Raw genomic sequence first — 15404 nt, 5'->3', positions numbered from 1 at the left:
GAATAACGCGGCGCGGCCTGCGGAATCGGCCTTGCCGACGCCCTTTGGCAAACCGGTGCCGTCACGACGGCCGGGCGCGCGCGAAACACCGCGTGCCACTGCCAAGTCCTCGCCTGCCAAGCCCTCGTCGGCCAAGTCCTCTTCGTCCTCCACATGGCACCGCCCGAAGAGCTTGAGCGTATTGTCCCGCCCTCGGGCGGATCCGGGAGCGTCGTTCCGAAGGATCTCGAAACAAACCCATCCGGGCCCGGTTGTCGTGTCAGAGCCGACACCTTTGCGACCGTGATGCGCCGGACGGCTTCGTCGGGAGCCTTGCCCTGCGCCGTCGCGGTCGATCCCAGACCGAACGATTCCGGACCTGCCCTCCATGCCACCCATGCTGCCCCGTTTCGTCCTTCTCGGCCTCCTGCTCCTCGGCCCGGCCATGGCCGAGGAAAAACCCACGGGCGCGCCCCGGAACGCCGACGCGCTGCCCCCCGTCGCCCTGACGGTGGAAGAGGCGGACGGCGCCGTCCGATGTTCGCCGGCGGACCTGCGCCTGCCCGCCGACAGCAACGTCGAACTCACGATCCACAACACCACCAGGAACCAGGTCACCCTGACGGCGCCGCGCCAGTTCGAGAACCGGCACGTGCTTCACCATGACGGCGACCTCGTCCACGTGGCCAGCAACGACGGCTACCTTATCAAGCAGAACGGCAAGGGCATGCTTCGCATCCGGACGCTGGCCGAGGGGCAGTATCCCTACGGCTGCACCAGCGTCTCGAAGCAGAGCGCGCCTTTCCAAGGCACCCTGACCCTGAGCAGGACGCCCTGACACCTGGGCCGGACGCCCGGACGCGTCCGCGCCACGCCCCCATCCCGCACTCGATCTCATGAGGACCCGCCGCGATGACGGATTTCCCCAAGCCGCCCTTCGACCGGCAGCGCCAGCTCACGCCCCCGGCCCGCGACGCCGACATGGATCCGCGCCCGGATTACGGCGAGGCGCATTATCGCGGCTCGGGGCGCCTGACCGGGCGCAAGGCGGTGATCACCGGCGCCGACAGCGGCATCGGCCGGGCGGTCGCCCTGGCCTTCGCCCGCGAGGGGGCCGACGTGCTGGTGAGCTACTACGACGAGCACGAGGACGCCAAGGAGACCTGCCGCCTCGTGGAGGAGGCCGGCCGCACGGCCGTGCCGGTGCCGGGCGACATCAAGGACGCCAAGCATTGCCGGGCGATCATCGACCAAGCGGTCTCCGCGTTCGGCAAGGTGGACGTGCTCGTCAACAACGCCGCGCACCAGAAGACCTTCGCGAAGCCGGAGGACATCTCGGACGAGGAGTGGGAGGTCACCTTCGCCACCAACATCCACGCGATGTTCTACCTCGTGAAGGCCGCCCTGCCGCACATGAAGCCGGGCGCCGCCATCATCAACACCACCTCGGTGAACGCCGACACCCCGAGCCCGCAACTCCTGGCCTATGCCACCACCAAGGGGGCGATCCAGAACTTCACCGGGGGGCTCGCCCAGATGCTGGCGGAGCGCGAGATCCGTGTGAACTGCGTGGCGCCCGGCCCGGTCTGGACCCCGCTGATCCCCTCCACCATGCCGATGGAGAAGGTCCGGAGCTTCGGCTCGCAGGTGCCGATGCAGCGCCCCGGCCAGCCCTGCGAGCTCGCCCCCGTCTACGTCATGCTGGCGAGCCCGGAATCGAGCTACGTCTCCGGCGCGACCATCGCGGTGACGGGCGGCAAGCCCATCATCTGAGGCACATCCCTTGATCCTGTGATCTCCTGATCCTCCGAAACCATGCGGGAGCGACCATGGACGAGACCGACAAGCCCCAACCCGATCAGCCCCGCGCCGAGGCGGCCGGGACGAAGCGCCCGAACCTGCGCGACTTCGATCCCTACACCGACCGGAACGGCCAGGATTTCGGCCAGGACGAGGCCCGCGACGTGGGCCGGCCCGAGACCCTGCAGCGCGAGCTCGAATCGGACCCGAGCTGGCAGGCCGAGACCGCCCGGGTCGCCTCGGACTTCCAGCGCCTCGATTCCACCGGCGGCGGCAGCATCGCCAGCGTCGAGGCGACGGAAGCCGAGACCCCGGCCGAGAACCTGCGCCACATCTCCGATCCGAGCCCGACGCCGAAGGCCGCGTCCTGACACGAGGTTGCCCGCGATGATCCCCACCCGCCTGCACGCCCTGACCGACTACCTGTTTCCGGCGGGCATCGCCGCCCTCTCGCTCGCGCCACGGCGCGGCCGGGCCACGCGGCGGATCATGCGGGTGGGCCCGGTCTGGCACTACGGCTACACGCTGCTCACCCGCTACGAGGGCGGCCTCGTCCCGGCCCTCGGCATGCGCACGCATCTCGCCTGCGACGCGGTGGGCGCCCTCACCTTCGTCGGGGCGGCCGCCCTCCTCCAGGACGAGCCGGCCCGGGACCGCCTCCTGCTCGCGGCCCTGGGGCTCGCCGAACTCGCCCTCATCGCGGCGAGCGACCGCGACGCGCCTCGCGACGCCACCCTCAGGAGCGCGCATCGGCACTAGCGCCGATCGTTCTTCAGAGGCGCTACGCCGAACCGGCCTCCACGTCGGCGGCGATGCCCAGACAGGAGCCCAGGAAGGAGCCCCCATGCCACGCGAACCCGCCGAACCGCCCCCGGAGAAGCCGGATTCCACCGGACCGAATTCCCGGCCGCGCGACACCACCATCGCACAGACCGGCGAAGGTATTCCCGACGATAGCGGCCAACCCGTCCAGGTCGACGAGGCTGAGGCCAAACGTATCGAGGACAGAATTCGCAAGCTATAGCCTCGCCGCGACAAACACTCCCGCCGGCGGAACAGCTTTCGCCGGGCGCGATTGATACCTGCGATACACCAACAGCGACAGGAGCCCCGCATGACGGCGAAGCCACCGCCCGTTCCTCCGGCCAACCAGTCCGACAAGGGCCCCGGCAGCGCGCCGGAGACGCCGGTCGCCACGGGCGCGAAGGGGTCCCAGACCCAGAATCCCGACAAGGTCGGGCAGGCCGGCAATTCCAAGGTGAACACCACGCACCAGGGCTATCAGCAGGATCGCTAATGAGCACCTCGAAGAAGACGCCGGCCGCCGACCGTCACCACGGCGGCCCCGGCAGCAGTCATCAGGACGCCTCGAAGCCGCAGGTGGAGGCGCATTCCGGCCCGACGCCCGGCAGCCCCACCAACGACTCGAAGTCGCACGTCTCCGGCGGCGGCGGCGAGCGCGACCGTCACCACACGCACGACGCCGCCGGCAAATCCGCCGACCGCTCGCACTGACGCGGGCGGGTTCCAGCCATCCGAGGGAGAGCCAGAATGGCCAATGCCGACCGCCACAAGATGGGCTCCGCCGCCCAGGGCAAGGGCACCGGGACCGGTGCGATGACGGACCTGCCCGACGGCATCCTGGAAGAGAACATGGTGCTGAGCAACCGCGACAAGTCCCGTCACAACGACGAGCGCGGCCTCGACAGCAAGATGGTCCAGACCGAGCAGTACCAGGACCACGCCGGCAATCGCGAGATCGACCCCGACGCGATCGAATCCGGCGTCTCGGGCAACACCACGGGCTTGGCGAGCCCGAAGACCGACCTCTCCGGAGCCGAGAGCAGCCTCGCCAGCCAGACCAAGGACTGACCTGACCGACCGGCACGACGATTCCGTCACGGGATCGTCGCGCCCCGGAACACCCTTCGCGAAACATCACCCGGCAGAGGATCACCGAATGGAAACCACGACGCAGGTTCTGAACCCGGATCCGGCCCCGTCCCACGATCATGGCCAGACCGTCGACCGGGTCGATCAGGTCAGCAGCGTCACGCTGCTGGGGCTCGCCGTCGTCGGCGCGGTGCTCGCGGTCGGCCTGACCGCGCTGACCCATTAGCCGGCCTCGTCCCACCGCCGCCGATCCCCAGGACAACCGAGGAGTCGTCCCGTCGTGCCACCCATCGACCACAAGCCCAGCCCGGTCCGCACCAACCGCTACGGCCTGATCATGGGCGGCCTGCTCGTCGCGGCGTTGATCGCCTACACGATCTACTTCGTGAGCATCCCCGCGGCGCTTCCCCCGCAATAGGGCCCGCCCCTACCCGCCGCCGATGCCGCTGGTGACGATCCCGGTGCCCTGGCATTCCGGACAGGTCCCGGCTTCCACGGTGCCCCGGCCCTCGCAGGCCCGGCAGACGTTCTCGCCCGTCCCGGGGGCGCCGGGCGTCGCCTCGTCACCGGGCTTCGCGGGGGGCGTCGCGGCGTTGCGATCGCTCGGGTGTCCCTGGGTCATCGGTCGCTCCTGAATCGTCGTTCCCTGACGACAGGCGAACCCCGGTTCTTCGACGCCTGTTCCGGCCGCGAAACCCGAACGAATTCATCATCGTACGATTAAGGACGAAGCCCCGTGCGACCGAAAGACTTCGGAACGCGGGCCCTGCACTCCGGTTCTCTCCGTATACCCGACAATACGGAGACCATCATGAAGCACATGAAGCCCTTTCTCGCGTCTGCACTTCTCCTGACCGCCGCCGGCCTGCCGGCCTGGGCCCAGTCCGTGCCCGTCCCGGGCAGCGGCCCCCGCAGCGGGACCATCATCCAGCAGCAGCCCAACACCACGGGCAACGATTCCGACCTGGTGATCGCCCGTGGCGCCACCGGCGCCGACACCGCCACCACGAACTCGGCGGCCGGCGGCAACGCCAACCTGCCGGAGCGGGCCATCCCGAACGGCAGCGCGGGCGGCAGCAGCGGCGGCCGCTGAGCCCTACAGTCCGGGCGTAACGTGCGGCCGGGCTGCGTCATGGCAGCCCGGTCGTGCGGCGTCGGCGAACACCCGGACGGATGACGCGTTGGTGCGCCACAGATGCGAGGAGGCCCCGATGGCACTGCGATCCGAAACTCCGCCCGCCCCGGCCAACCTCGCGGTGAAGCCTCCGCCGGACTCCGACAAGCCGACCACCGCGATGCTGAAGGCGGACATCGACAGCGGGCGCACCGGCGACAAGATCTCCCACTACGACACCGGCCTGTCGCAGCTCGGCACCGACGACGAGGCGGCCGGCAACGCCCCCTCCCACGAGCGCATCGCCCTGGCCCGGAAGACCGAGGCCGCGCCGCCCAAGGTGCGGGAGGCCGCGAAGCCGGAGGGGCACAACCGCTGGATCATGCCGCTCTTCATCGGGCTCGCCGCGATGGTGCCGGTGGTGGTCGGCGTCTCGCTGTTCCTGTTCAACCGGTAGGGCTTCGCGGCCCGCCGGCGCGTCGGGCCACTTCGGCCAGGGCTGCGAGGTCCTTGTCGGCGTCGCCCTGGCCCATCGCCGCGACGAGGTTGTCGCGCAGAACCTCGGCGAACGGCATCGGCACGCCCGCTGATTCGGCCGCCGCGAGCGCCAGACCGATATCCTTGGCGCCGAGCTTGAGGTTGAACCCCGGCGGCTCGTAGCGTTGCGCCGCGATCAGGGCGCCGTAGTTCTTGTAGACCGGGCTGGCGAACAGGGTGTTGGTGAGGAGGTCGAGGAGGTCGGCCCCCGACACGCCGTGCCCCTCGGCGAAGGCCGCCGCCTCGCCCATGGCCTCGATGGCCGAGACCAGCATGAAGTTGCCCGCGAGCTTGACCGCGTTGGCCCGCTGCGGCGCGTCGCCGAACGGCCAAGTCCGGGAACCCATGGCCTCGAAGAGCGGCCGGGCCCGGGCCATGCCCTCGGGATCGCCCGCCGCCACGATGTTGAGCGCGCCCGCTTCGGCGACGTCGGGCCGCCCGAAGACGGGCGCGGCGATGTACGGCACGCCGGCCCGGGAATGGATGGCCGCGAGCTCACCGGCCAGAGCGACCGAGATCGTGCTCATCGAGAGATGGAGCCCCGGGCGATCGGCCTTGTCGAGGAGGCCGCCCTCGACGATCACCGCGCGCAGGGCCGCGTCGTCGGCCAGCATGGTGATCGCCGCATCCCCGGCGAAGGCCTCGGCGGCCTCGGCCACCGGGATCGCGCCCGCGAGCCCCTCGGCCGCGCCGGGCGAGCGGTTCCAGACCCGCACCCGGTGCCCGGCGCGCACCAGGCTCGCCGCCATGCCGCGTCCCATCCGGCCGAGGCCGATCACACCCACATCCATCCTGTCCGCCTGCATATCCGCTCCTGTCTTCGCGCGGCGCTCAATGGCCGTTGAGGAATTCGAGGGTCAGCCCGTTGAAGCGGTCCGTCGCCTCCATGTGGACGAGATGGCCGATGCCGGGCAGCACCTCGGCGCGGGCATTCGGCATCCGCGCCGCCAGCGCCCGCGCGTGCTCCGCGTTGCGGCCCATGCCGGCGCGCAGGGCCTCCGGCGCGAAGGGCTTGCCGGGAGCGTTGTGGTCGTTCTCGCCCATGACGAACAGCGTCGGCACCGCGATCAGCGGGATCTCGTGCACCACGGGCTGGCCCCAGATGATTTGGTAGGAATTGACGAAGGACTGGAGCCAGCGCGGGTACTCGCCCGAGCCCTTCACCCGCTCGCGCAGGGACACGAAGGGCTCGATGGCCGAGGCCGGCAGCGAGAGCGAATAGCTCGTCATCAGCTGGCGGCGATAGGACTCGGCCGTGGCATCGCCCTCCAGGCGCAGCAGGGTCGCGTCGGGGACCGGCGGCACCGTGAAGCGGTAATCCTCCAGGCCGATCGGCGCTTCGAGGACGAGGCTGTTGACGCGGGTCGGCGCGTTGCGGGTCAGGCGCACCGCGAGCATGCCGCCCATGGAATGCGCCACCACGTCGACGCGGGGCAGGCCGAGGGCGTCGAGGAGCGCCACGGTGTCGGCCGCCATGGTGTCGAAGCTGAACGGGCTCACGGGCTTCGACGACTTGCCGAAGCCGAGCTGGTCGGGGGCCACCACGCGGTATCCGGCGCCCGCGAGCGCCTGGATCACCGGTTGCCAGTAGCTCGCCGGAAAGTTGCGCCCGTGCAGGAGCAGCACGCTGCGCCCGTTGGGCTGCCCCTGCGCCGGCACGTCCATGTAGGCGAGCCGCTGGCGCTCGCCGTCGCGGGTCCGCTCGAGGAACCGGACCGGATACGGGTAGGCGAAGCCCTCGAGACCGATGCCGAGCGGCGTGGTGTCGTCCGCCGCGCGGGCGGCGAGGGGCGCGAGCGACATCTGGGCGGCCAGGAGCAGGACGGACAGGCGAACGAGCGCGGCGGGCAATCCGGTCATACGAGATCCGATCATGGGCGATCCTGGCGACGAGGCGCGACGCGCGCGCGAGAAGGGTCCGCAGGGTTTAGCGCGCGGCGACGGGCGCGAGGTGACATAGGACACCTGCGAGACCCGCATCCCTTGCGAAACACGCGGCGGCGTCCCAGGGGTCCATGCATGACCGACGATTCCCCGAAGCCCGTCCCGCCACCCGCGATGGACGGATTGCCGGTGCGGGAGCGCATGCTGGCGCTGCTGGCGATCGGGCTCGCCATGACCATGGCGGTGCTCGACGGGGCCATCGTCAACGTGGCCCTGCCGGTCATGGCCAAGGATCTGGGGGTGGAGCCCTCGGCCGCGATCTTCGTGACCAACAGCTTCCAGATCGCCGTGACCGCCTCCCTGCTGCCGCTGGCCTCGCTCGGGGACATCCTGGGCTATCGCCGGGTCTACCTCACGGGTCTGGTCCTGTTCACGCTGGCGTCCCTGGCCTGCGCCGTCGCGCCCTCCCTCGACTGGCTGGTGGCCGCGCGGATCGCGCAGGGACTGGGCGCCGCCGGCGTCATGAGCGTCAACATCGCGCTGGTGCGCTTCATCTACCCGCACCGGCTGATCGGGCGGGGGGTCGGCAACGTCGCCCTGGTGGTGGCGATGGCCTCGGCGGCCGGGCCGACGGTGGCGGCCGGCATCCTCTCCGTGGCGAGCTGGCCCTGGCTGTTCCTCGTCAACCTGCCCGTGGGGCTCATCGCCCTGACGGTCGGCGCGCGCACCCTGCCGGTGACGCCCCGGAGCGGGGGCCGCTTCGATGTCCGCAGCGCGCTCCTCAACGCCCTGACCTTCGGCCTCCTCATCATCGGCGTCGACGGCCTCGGCGATCCGGCCACGCGGGGCCTGGCGCTGGCGGAGATCGGCGCGGCGCTCGCCGTCGGCACGGTCTTCGTCTGGACGCAGACGCGTCTCGCCCGCCCGCTCCTGCCCGTGGACCTCCTGCGGATTCCCGCCTTCGCCCTCTCGATGGCGACCTCCATCGCCGCGTTCGGAGCGCAGATGATGGCCTACGTCGCCCTGCCCTTCTATTTCCAGGACGTGCTGCGCCTCTCCGAGACGCAGACCGGCTTCCTGATGACGCCCTGGCCCATCGCCATCGCGCTGACGGCGCCGATCTCGGGGCGCCTCGCCGACCGCTACGCGCCGGGGCTGCTCGGCGGCCTCGGCCTCGCCCTGATGGCCACGGGGCTCGCCGCCATCGCGCTGTTGCCGGAGGGCGCCTCGCACCTCGACATCGGCTGGCGCCTGACCCTGTGCGGCCTCGGCTTCGGTCTGTTCCAATCCCCCAACAACAAGGTCATCATCACGAGCGCGCCCCGCGACCGCAGCGGCGGGGCGAGCGGCATGCAATCGACCGCCCGCCTCACCGGCCAGTCCTTCGGGGCCGCCCTGGTGGCGGTGATCTTCGGCCTGCACCAGGGGGCGCCCCCCGCCGGGCCGGTCTCCGCCACCCTGTGGTGCGCCGTGGGGCTCGCCGCCTTCGGCGCGGTGGCGAGCGTGCTGCGGCGCCAGCCGGAGGGGTGACGGCGGAGCGCGCAGGCTTTGCGCCGGAGGCATGACCGCCGATCGCACCAACGGTCGCGCCGGGCGTTGACCCGGCAATTCCCACGCGAGGACGAGTCCATGAACATCGACCTGTCGGGCCGGCGCGCCCTCGTCACCGGCTCCACGGGCGGCATCGGCTACGCCATCGCGAGGGCGCTCGCAGAGATGGGCGCCACCGTGGCGATCAACGGGCGCACGCAGGACCGGGTCCGCGACGCCATCGACCGCCTCAAGCGCGAGACGGGCCATGCGGGCTTCATCGGCGCGCCGGGCGACGTGGCCAACCCGGACGGCACCGCCCGCGTGGTCGCGGGCCTGCCGGACATCGACATCCTGGTGAACAACACGGGCATCTTCGAGCCGAAACCCTTCTTCGAGATCCCGGACGAGGATTGGCACCGCTTCTTCGAGACCAACGTGATGAGCGGGGTGCGCCTGTCGCGTGCCTATACGCCCGGCATGGTCCAGCGCGGCTGGGGCCGCGTGGTCTTCATCTCCAGCGAATCGGGCGTGAACATCCCGGTGGAGATGGTGCATTACGGCATGACGAAGACGGCCCAACTCGCCGTCGCGCGCGGCCTCGCCGAGACGGTCGCGGGCAGCGGCGTCACCGTGAACAGCGTCCTGCCCGGGCCGACCCTCTCGGAGGGCGTCGCCGATTTCATGCGGAGCATGGCGCCGGCATCGGGAGGCGGCGAGGTCGATCTCGACGCGGCGGGCCGGGCCTTCGTGGCCGAACACCGCCCGACCTCGCTGATCGGGCGGCTCGCCACCGTCGAGGAGGTGGCCAGCATGGTGGCCTACGTCTGCAGCCCGGCCGCCAGCGCCACCAGCGGCGCGGCCCTGCGGGTCGATGGCGGCACGGTGCGCAGCATCGTCTGAACGCGGACGGGCCCGATGCCGGACTTTTTCCGCGCACGCGGGATCAGGGTCCGGCCGCGGGGGTCAACGCCAGCCGGAAATGTTGCCGCCTACTCCCCCTCGAACATCTCGTCGAAGGAGTAGCCCGAGCCGCGTACGGTGCGGATCGGGTCGCTCTGGCGCGGGCGGTTCAGCGCCTTGCGCAGGCGGCCCACATGGACGTCCACGGTGCGTTCGTCGATGTAGACGTCGTGGCCCCAGACCCCGTCGAGGAGTTGCTCGCGGGAGAAGACCCGGCCGGGGCTCTGCATCAGGAATTCGAGGAGCTTGAACTCGGTGGGTCCGAGATGGATCTCCCGGCCCTCGCGACGGATGCGGTGGCTGACCCGGTCGAGCTCGATGTCGCCCGCCACCAGCAGGTTGGCCACGTGCGCGGGCTTCGCCCGGCGCAGCAGCGCGCGCACGCGGGCGAGCAGTTCCGGCACCGAGAACGGCTTGACGATGTAGTCGTCCGCCCCCGTGCCGAGGCCCCGGATGCGGTCGCCCTCCTCGCCCCGGGCGGTGAGCATGATCACCGGCAGGCGCTCGGTCTCGCGCCGCGCCCGGATGCGCCGGCACAGTTCGATGCCGGAGAGGGCCGGCAGCATCCAGTCGAGGAGGACGAGGTCGGGCACCTGCTCCTGCAGGCGCAGGTCGGCCTCGTCGCCCCGCGCGGCCGAGTCGACGATGAAGCCCTCGGCCTCGAGGTTGTAGCGGAGGAGGAGGGTCAGGGCCTCCTCGTCCTCGACGATCAGGATACGCGTACTCATCCGTGTGCTTTCCGTGCGGCGCGATCCTCAGACCGCGCCGGGCATCTCCACCGTCGCGTAGTTGGAGGCGTCGTTCTTCGGACGCTCCCGCTCCGCCAGCAGGTTCTCGCCGGTGACGAGGTAGTGGATCGTCTCGGCGATGTTGGTGGTGTGGTCGCCGATGCGCTCGATGTTCTTGGCCACGAACAGGAGGTGCGTGCAGAACGAGATGTTGCGCGGATCCTCCATCATGTAGGTCAGGAGCTCGCGGAACAGCGAGTTGTAGAGCGCGTCGATGGCGTCGTCCCGCTCCCACACGTCGAGCGCCGCCTTGGTGTCGCGGCCCGCATAGGCGTCGAGCACGTCCTTGAGCTGCTCCTGCACCAGGTCGCTCATGTGCTGGACGCCGATGACGATCTTCTGCGGCTGGATCTGGTCGGCGATCGCCACCACGCGCTTGGCGATGTTCTTGGCGAGATCGCCGATGCGCTCGATGTCGTTCGAGACGCGGATGGCCGTGACCGTCTCGCGCAGGTCGATCGCCAGGGGCTGGCGCCGGGCGATGAGCAGGATCGCCCGCTCCTCGATCTCGCGCTGGAGGATATCGAGGCGCACGTCGGCGCCGATCACCGCCTGGGCGAGGACGGCGTCCCGGCGCACCAGGGCCTGGCTCGCTTCCGCCATCATCTTCTCGGCGATGCCGCCCATCTCGGAGATCGAGCGGCGCAGATTTTCAAGGTCCGTGTCGTAGGACTTGACGATGTGGTCGGACATGGGGGTCGCACTCCGCGATCGGGCCCGCCTGTCCGGGGGCCGCCAGGGCGATGGGGTCGGGCGCGGACCGGGGAAAGGTCCGCCACGGGCCGCCGTGGATCAGCCGAACCGGCCGGTGATGTAGTCCTGGGTCTGGCGCTTCTCCGGGTTCATGAAGATGCGCGTGGTCGGGCCGAACTCCACGAGTTCGCCGAGATACATGAAGGCGGTGAACTGCGAGATGCGCGCGGCCTGCTGCATGTTGTGCGTCACGATGACGATCGTGAATTCGGAGCGCAACTGCTCGATCAGCTCCTCGATGCGGCCCGTCGAGATCGGGTCGAGGGCCGAGGTCGGCTCGTCGAACAGGATGACCTCGGGGCGCTGGGCCACGGTGCGGGCGATGCAGAGGCGCTGCTGCTGACCGCCGGACAGGCCCATGCCGGACTGCTTGAGCTTGTCCTTGACCTCGTCCCAGAGGGCGGCCTTGCGCAGGGATTCCTCGACGCGGACGTCGAGGTCGGCCTTGGGCAGCTTCTCGTAGAGGCGCAGGCCGAAGGCGACGTTGTCGTAGATCGACATCGGGAAGGGCGTCGGCTTCTGGAACACCATGCCGATACGCGAGCGCAACTCGTTCAGGTCGACCTTGGCATCGAGGACGTTCTGGCCGTCGAGGAGGATCTCGCCTTCCGCGCGCTGCTCCGGATAGAGGCTGTAGATCCGGTTGAAGGTGCGCAGAAGGGTCGACTTCCCGCAGCCCGACGGGCCGATCAGCGCCGTGACCTGGCGATCGTGGAAGTTGAGGTTGACCGACTTCAGGCCGTGGAAGCTGCCGTAGTAGAAGTTCAGGTCCCTGACGGCGATGCGGACCGGGGAATTCTCGTCGGCCTTGTGGCGTCCGGTGAGCTGCGCTTGGGTGATCGCGGGGGCGGCGTTCATCGGTTCGGCATCCTGTCGATCGAAGATGGGAGAGGGCAAGGCGGCGCGCTGAGGGTCAGCGCGACCGATCGGTCTTGATGACGAAGCGGGCCACGACCGACAGGGCGAGGATCGTGATGGTGATGAGGAGGGCGCCGGCCCAGGCGAGCTGCTGCCAGTTCGGGTAGGGCGAGAGCGCGAACTGGTAGATCATCACCGGAAGGTTCGGGATGCCGCCCATGAGGTCGGCGCGGAACCAGCTGTTGTTGTTGAGCGCGGTGAACAGCAGGGGCGCGGTCTCGCCGGCGATGCGGGCGAGCGCCAGGATGATGCCGGTGACGATGCCGGCGCTGGCGCCGCGCCAGGTGATGCTCTTGATGACGATGGAGGGGGGCGCGCCGAGCGCCGCGCCGGCCTCGCGCAGGGTCGAGGGCACGAGGCGCAGCATGTCCTCGGTGGTGCGCACGATGACCGGGGTGGCGATGATCGCGAGCGCCACCGCGCCGGCCCAGCCCGAATAGGTCCCCATCGGGCGCACCATCAGGGTGTAGACGAACAGGCCGATGAGGATGGAGGGCGCCGAGAGCAGGATGTCGTTGAGGAAGCGGATGACGTCGGCGAGCTTCGAGTTGCGGCCGTACTCGGCCAGGAACGTGCCGGCCATCACGCCGACGGGCGTCGCCACCATGATGCCGAGGAAGGTCAGCACGAGGCTGCCGAGGATCGCGTTGGCGATGCCGCCGCCCTCGGAGCCGGGGCCCGGGGTCGGCTCGGTGAACAGCAGGGGCGAGAAGCCCTTCACGCCCTCGACCACCAGCATGAACAGGATCGAGCCGAGCACGACGATGCCGATCAGGGTGGCGAGGGTGCTCGCCAGGATGAGGGTGCGGTCGGCGATGCGGCGGCCGGACCGGACCCGGCTGACATGGGCCGGGGCGGCGGTGGTGGCGATGGGGTTGGCGGCGTCCATGATGCGGTTCCTGACGTCTCGGTGAGGGGGAGGTCTCAGGCGACCTTGGCGCGGCGGGTGAGGATGCGGGCGATGATCAGGACGAAGAAGGTGATGACGAAGAGGATGCAGCCCAGCGCCATCAGGGAGTTCAGCTGCAGGCCGTCGGCTTCGTTGAATTCGTTGGCGATGCGGGAGGCGATGGTGGAGCCCGGATCGAAGACCGAGCCGGAGAGCCGGTTGGCGTTGCCGATCACGAAGGTCACCGCCATGGTCTCGCCGAGCGCGCGGCCGAGGCCGAGCATGATCGCGCCGATGATCGAGACCGAGGCCTGGGGCACGAGCACGTGGCGCACGACCTCCCAGGTGGTGCAGCCGATGCCGTAGGCGCTCTCGCGCAGCACGGTGGGGATCTGGTCCAGCATGTCGCGGGTGATCGAGGCCACGAAGGGCACGATCATGATCGCGAGGATGATGCCGGCGGTGAGGATGCCGACGCCCGAGGGGACGCGGGCGTAGAACAGGGTGCCGACGATGGGCATGCCCTCGACCACGTTCGAGACCGGCACCTGCACGAAGCGGGCGAAGAGCGGCGCGAACACGAACAGGCCCCACATGCCGTAGATGATGCTCGGCACCGAGGCGAGGAGCTCGATGGTCATCGAGACGGGCTTGCGCGCCCAGCCGGGGCAGAGCTGCGTCAGGTAGACCGCGATGCCGAGCGAGAGCGGCACGCCGATCAGCAGGGCGAGGAAGGCGGAGGCCAGGGTGCCGACGATGGCGACGAAGGCCCCGTACTGCTCCTGCCCGATGTTCCAGGCGCTGGAGGTGATGAAGCCGAAGCCGAACTCGTTGAAGGCCGGCCAGGCGCCGTAGGCGATGGAGGCCAGGATGCCGGCGAGCACCAGCAGCACCAGGAGCGCCGAGCCGTAGGAGGCCGCGCGGAACAGGCTGTCGCCGAGGCCGCCGGGCTTCTTGCGGGCCGAGGCGCCGTCGCGCGTCAGGGCGATCTGATCAGTCAAGGCGGCCATCCGAATGTCTTCTCTTCACCGTGCGGCGTCCTAGCGCGCGCCGATCATCGACGCGAGAGGGGATCGCCGGGTCGCTGCCAGGGGTAGAGCCCGGCGGATCGGCGCCGGGCCCGTTCGTTTCGGTCGCGCGGGAACGCGATGGCTCGTCCCCGGGCTCGCGGGCCGGAGCCCGCGAGGGTCGGGCTCACATGTTGAAGACGGGCTTGCCGTCCTTGCCCTTGATCTCCTTCCACGCGTCGTGGATCTGGCCGACGACGGCGTCGGGCAGCGGCACGTAGTCGAGGTCGATGGCGAGCTTGTCGCCGTTCTTGTAGGCCCAGTTGAAGAACTTCAGCACGTCGGCGGTCTTGGCCGGGTCGGCCGGGTCCTTGTGGACCAGGATGAAGGTGGCGGCGGTGATCGGCCAGGCATCGTCACCGGCCTGGTCGGTCAGGGAGATGCCGAAGCCCGGGGCTGACTTCCAGTCGGCGCTGGCGGCGGCGGCCTGGAAGGCCTTGTCGTCGGGCTGCGGGAACTTGCCGGCCTTGTTCTGGATCAGGGTGTGGCTGAGCTTGTTCTGCTTGGCGTAGGCCGACTCGACGTAGCCGATGGCGTTCGGGACCTGCTTGACGGTGGCGGTCACGCCCTCGTTGCCCTTGCCGCCCTGGCCGACCGGCCAGCTCACCGTGGTGGCGGCGCCGAATTCCTTCTTCCAGGCCTCGGAGGCCTGCGAGAGGTAGGTGGTGAAGATGTTGGTCGTGCCGGAGGCGTCCGAGCGGTAGACCGGGGTGATGTTCGCCTCGGGGAGCTTCAGGCCCTCGTTCAGCTTGGCGATCTTGGCGTCCGACCACTTGGCGATCTTGCCGGCATAGATCTCGGCGATGATCTCACCGGTCAGCTTCAGCTTGCCCGGCTCGACGCCCGGGATGTTCACCACGGTGACGACGCCGCCCATGACGGTCGGGAACTGGACGAGGCCGTCCTTCTCGAGGGCGGGGCCCTTCAGCGGCGCGTCGGTGGCGCCGAAATCGACGGTCTTGGCCTGGATCTGCTTGATGCCGCCGCCCGAACCGATCGACTGGTAGTTGAGGCCCATGCCGCTGTCCTTGCGGTAGGCTTCGGCCCACTTCGAATAGACCGGGAACGGGAAGGTCGCGCCGGCGCCGGTGATGTCGGCCGCCTGGGCGGGCGCGAGGGTGGCGAGGCCGAGGCCTACGAGGGCAGCGAGGGTGGTGAACTTCATGTGCTGGTCTCCTGGAGGAGCGTGCGCGAGAGGCCGGGGTTGAGCCCGCCCTCCGTTGTGCACCGCGCCATACGTCCGGTTCAGGCAAGGCGGTATGACGATTGCGCGACAGTTCGATGACATC

At 69.9% G+C, this 15404-nt stretch carries 23 protein-coding genes; 14 read left to right on the top strand and 9 right to left on the bottom strand.

From position 1 onward, the window contains the following. Positions 1–367: 367 nt before the first annotated feature. The 10 genes from OF380_RS11045 (at position 368) to OF380_RS11000 (ending at position 4090) form a co-directional block, all read left to right on the top strand. A complete protein-coding gene (locus tag OF380_RS11045) occupies positions 368–817 on the top strand; it encodes a cupredoxin domain-containing protein (RefSeq protein ID WP_264050806.1) in 450 nt (149 codons plus the stop codon). Positions 818–891: 74 nt separating this feature from the next. Next, a complete protein-coding gene (locus tag OF380_RS11040; RefSeq protein WP_264050805.1) occupies positions 892–1752 on the top strand; it encodes an SDR family oxidoreductase in 861 nt (286 codons plus the stop codon). Positions 1753–1808: 56 nt separating this feature from the next. After that, positions 1809–2150, top strand: coding sequence for a hypothetical protein (locus OF380_RS11035; protein WP_264050803.1), 342 nt, complete (start codon positions 1809–1811; stop codon positions 2148–2150). Between the two features lie 16 nt (positions 2151–2166). After that, entirely contained in the window at positions 2167–2538 is a 372-nt protein-coding gene (locus OF380_RS11030; protein WP_264050802.1) for a hypothetical protein, read from the top strand. An 85-nt stretch (positions 2539–2623) separates the two neighbouring features. After that, on the top strand, positions 2624–2803 hold the full coding sequence (locus OF380_RS11025) for a hypothetical protein (RefSeq protein ID WP_264050801.1): 180 nt from the start codon (positions 2624–2626) through the stop codon (positions 2801–2803). A gap of 90 nt (positions 2804–2893) precedes the next feature. Continuing rightward, positions 2894–3076, top strand: coding sequence for a hypothetical protein (locus OF380_RS11020; protein WP_264050800.1), 183 nt, complete (start codon positions 2894–2896; stop codon positions 3074–3076). Next, a complete protein-coding gene (locus tag OF380_RS11015; protein ID WP_264050799.1) occupies positions 3076–3294 on the top strand; it encodes a hypothetical protein in 219 nt (72 codons plus the stop codon). The genes OF380_RS11020 and OF380_RS11015 overlap by 1 nt, the downstream gene beginning before the upstream one ends. A gap of 36 nt (positions 3295–3330) precedes the next feature. Further along, entirely contained in the window at positions 3331–3651 is a 321-nt protein-coding gene (locus tag OF380_RS11010) for a hypothetical protein (RefSeq protein ID WP_264050798.1), read from the top strand. An 88-nt stretch (positions 3652–3739) separates the two neighbouring features. Continuing rightward, on the top strand, positions 3740–3898 hold the full coding sequence (locus OF380_RS11005; RefSeq protein ID WP_264050797.1) for a hypothetical protein: 159 nt from the start codon (positions 3740–3742) through the stop codon (positions 3896–3898). 54 nt (positions 3899–3952) lie between these two features. Further along, complete coding sequence (locus OF380_RS11000) at positions 3953–4090, top strand: hypothetical protein (protein WP_264050796.1); 138 nt, start codon at positions 3953–3955, stop codon at positions 4088–4090. Positions 4091–4099: 9 nt separating this feature from the next. On the opposite strand, the gene OF380_RS10995 is transcribed toward OF380_RS11000, so the two are convergent. Continuing rightward, positions 4100–4294, bottom strand: a complete 195-nt coding sequence (locus tag OF380_RS10995) for a hypothetical protein (RefSeq protein ID WP_264050795.1) — start codon at positions 4292–4294, stop codon at positions 4100–4102. Positions 4295–4492: 198 nt separating this feature from the next. Between OF380_RS10995 and OF380_RS10990 the strand changes: the two genes are divergently transcribed. Both OF380_RS10990 and OF380_RS10985 read left to right on the top strand, forming a co-directional pair. Continuing rightward, positions 4493–4765 (top strand): hypothetical protein, encoded by a 273-nt coding sequence (locus OF380_RS10990; protein ID WP_264051289.1) that lies wholly within the window; start codon positions 4493–4495, stop codon positions 4763–4765. Positions 4766–4883: 118 nt separating this feature from the next. Further along, positions 4884–5243, top strand: a complete 360-nt coding sequence (locus OF380_RS10985) for a hypothetical protein (RefSeq protein WP_264050794.1) — start codon at positions 4884–4886, stop codon at positions 5241–5243. Here the strand turns inward: OF380_RS10985 and OF380_RS10980 are convergent. Together OF380_RS10980 and OF380_RS10975 are read right to left on the bottom strand one after the other, a co-directional pair. Next, complete coding sequence (locus OF380_RS10980) at positions 5233–6114, bottom strand: NAD(P)-dependent oxidoreductase (RefSeq protein ID WP_264051288.1); 882 nt, start codon at positions 6112–6114, stop codon at positions 5233–5235. The two genes, OF380_RS10985 and OF380_RS10980, sit on opposite strands and share 11 nt — an antisense overlap. A gap of 40 nt (positions 6115–6154) precedes the next feature. Further along, complete coding sequence (locus OF380_RS10975) at positions 6155–7198, bottom strand: alpha/beta fold hydrolase (protein WP_264050792.1); 1044 nt, start codon at positions 7196–7198, stop codon at positions 6155–6157. Between the two features lie 144 nt (positions 7199–7342). On the opposite strand from OF380_RS10975, the gene OF380_RS10970 reads away from it, so the two are divergent. Then, complete coding sequence (locus tag OF380_RS10970; RefSeq protein WP_264050790.1) at positions 7343–8737, top strand: MFS transporter; 1395 nt, start codon at positions 7343–7345, stop codon at positions 8735–8737. Positions 8738–8836: 99 nt separating this feature from the next. Continuing rightward, a complete protein-coding gene (locus OF380_RS10965) occupies positions 8837–9640 on the top strand; it encodes an SDR family NAD(P)-dependent oxidoreductase (protein ID WP_264050789.1) in 804 nt (267 codons plus the stop codon). 89 nt (positions 9641–9729) lie between these two features. Here OF380_RS10965 and phoB read toward each other — a convergent pair whose 3' ends face one another. The 6 genes from phoB to pstS all read right to left on the bottom strand — a co-directional run bounded on the left by phoB (position 9730) and on the right by pstS (position 15280). Continuing rightward, complete coding sequence (gene phoB, locus OF380_RS10960; protein WP_264050788.1) at positions 9730–10428, bottom strand: phosphate regulon transcriptional regulator PhoB; 699 nt, start codon at positions 10426–10428, stop codon at positions 9730–9732. A gap of 27 nt (positions 10429–10455) precedes the next feature. After that, on the bottom strand, positions 10456–11181 hold the full coding sequence (gene phoU / locus OF380_RS10955; protein WP_264050787.1) for a phosphate signaling complex protein PhoU: 726 nt from the start codon (positions 11179–11181) through the stop codon (positions 10456–10458). Positions 11182–11280: 99 nt separating this feature from the next. Then, a complete protein-coding gene (gene pstB, locus OF380_RS10950; protein WP_264050786.1) occupies positions 11281–12099 on the bottom strand; it encodes a phosphate ABC transporter ATP-binding protein PstB in 819 nt (272 codons plus the stop codon). Between the two features lie 55 nt (positions 12100–12154). Further along, complete coding sequence (pstA, locus tag OF380_RS10945) at positions 12155–13048, bottom strand: phosphate ABC transporter permease PstA (protein ID WP_264050785.1); 894 nt, start codon at positions 13046–13048, stop codon at positions 12155–12157. Positions 13049–13083: 35 nt separating this feature from the next. Next, positions 13084–14058, bottom strand: coding sequence for a phosphate ABC transporter permease subunit PstC (gene pstC / locus OF380_RS10940; protein ID WP_264050784.1), 975 nt, complete (start codon positions 14056–14058; stop codon positions 13084–13086). 184 nt (positions 14059–14242) lie between these two features. Then, on the bottom strand, positions 14243–15280 hold the full coding sequence (gene pstS, locus OF380_RS10935; protein ID WP_264050783.1) for a phosphate ABC transporter substrate-binding protein PstS: 1038 nt from the start codon (positions 15278–15280) through the stop codon (positions 14243–14245). Between the last annotated feature and the right edge of the window lie 124 nt (positions 15281–15404).

The organism is Methylobacterium sp. FF17, from assembly GCF_025813715.1.
Taxonomy (GTDB): Bacteria; Pseudomonadota; Alphaproteobacteria; order Rhizobiales; family Beijerinckiaceae; genus Methylobacterium; species Methylobacterium flocculans.
The sequence above is the reverse complement of the archived record's forward strand: the minus strand, read 5'-3'. Positions and strand labels throughout refer to the sequence as shown.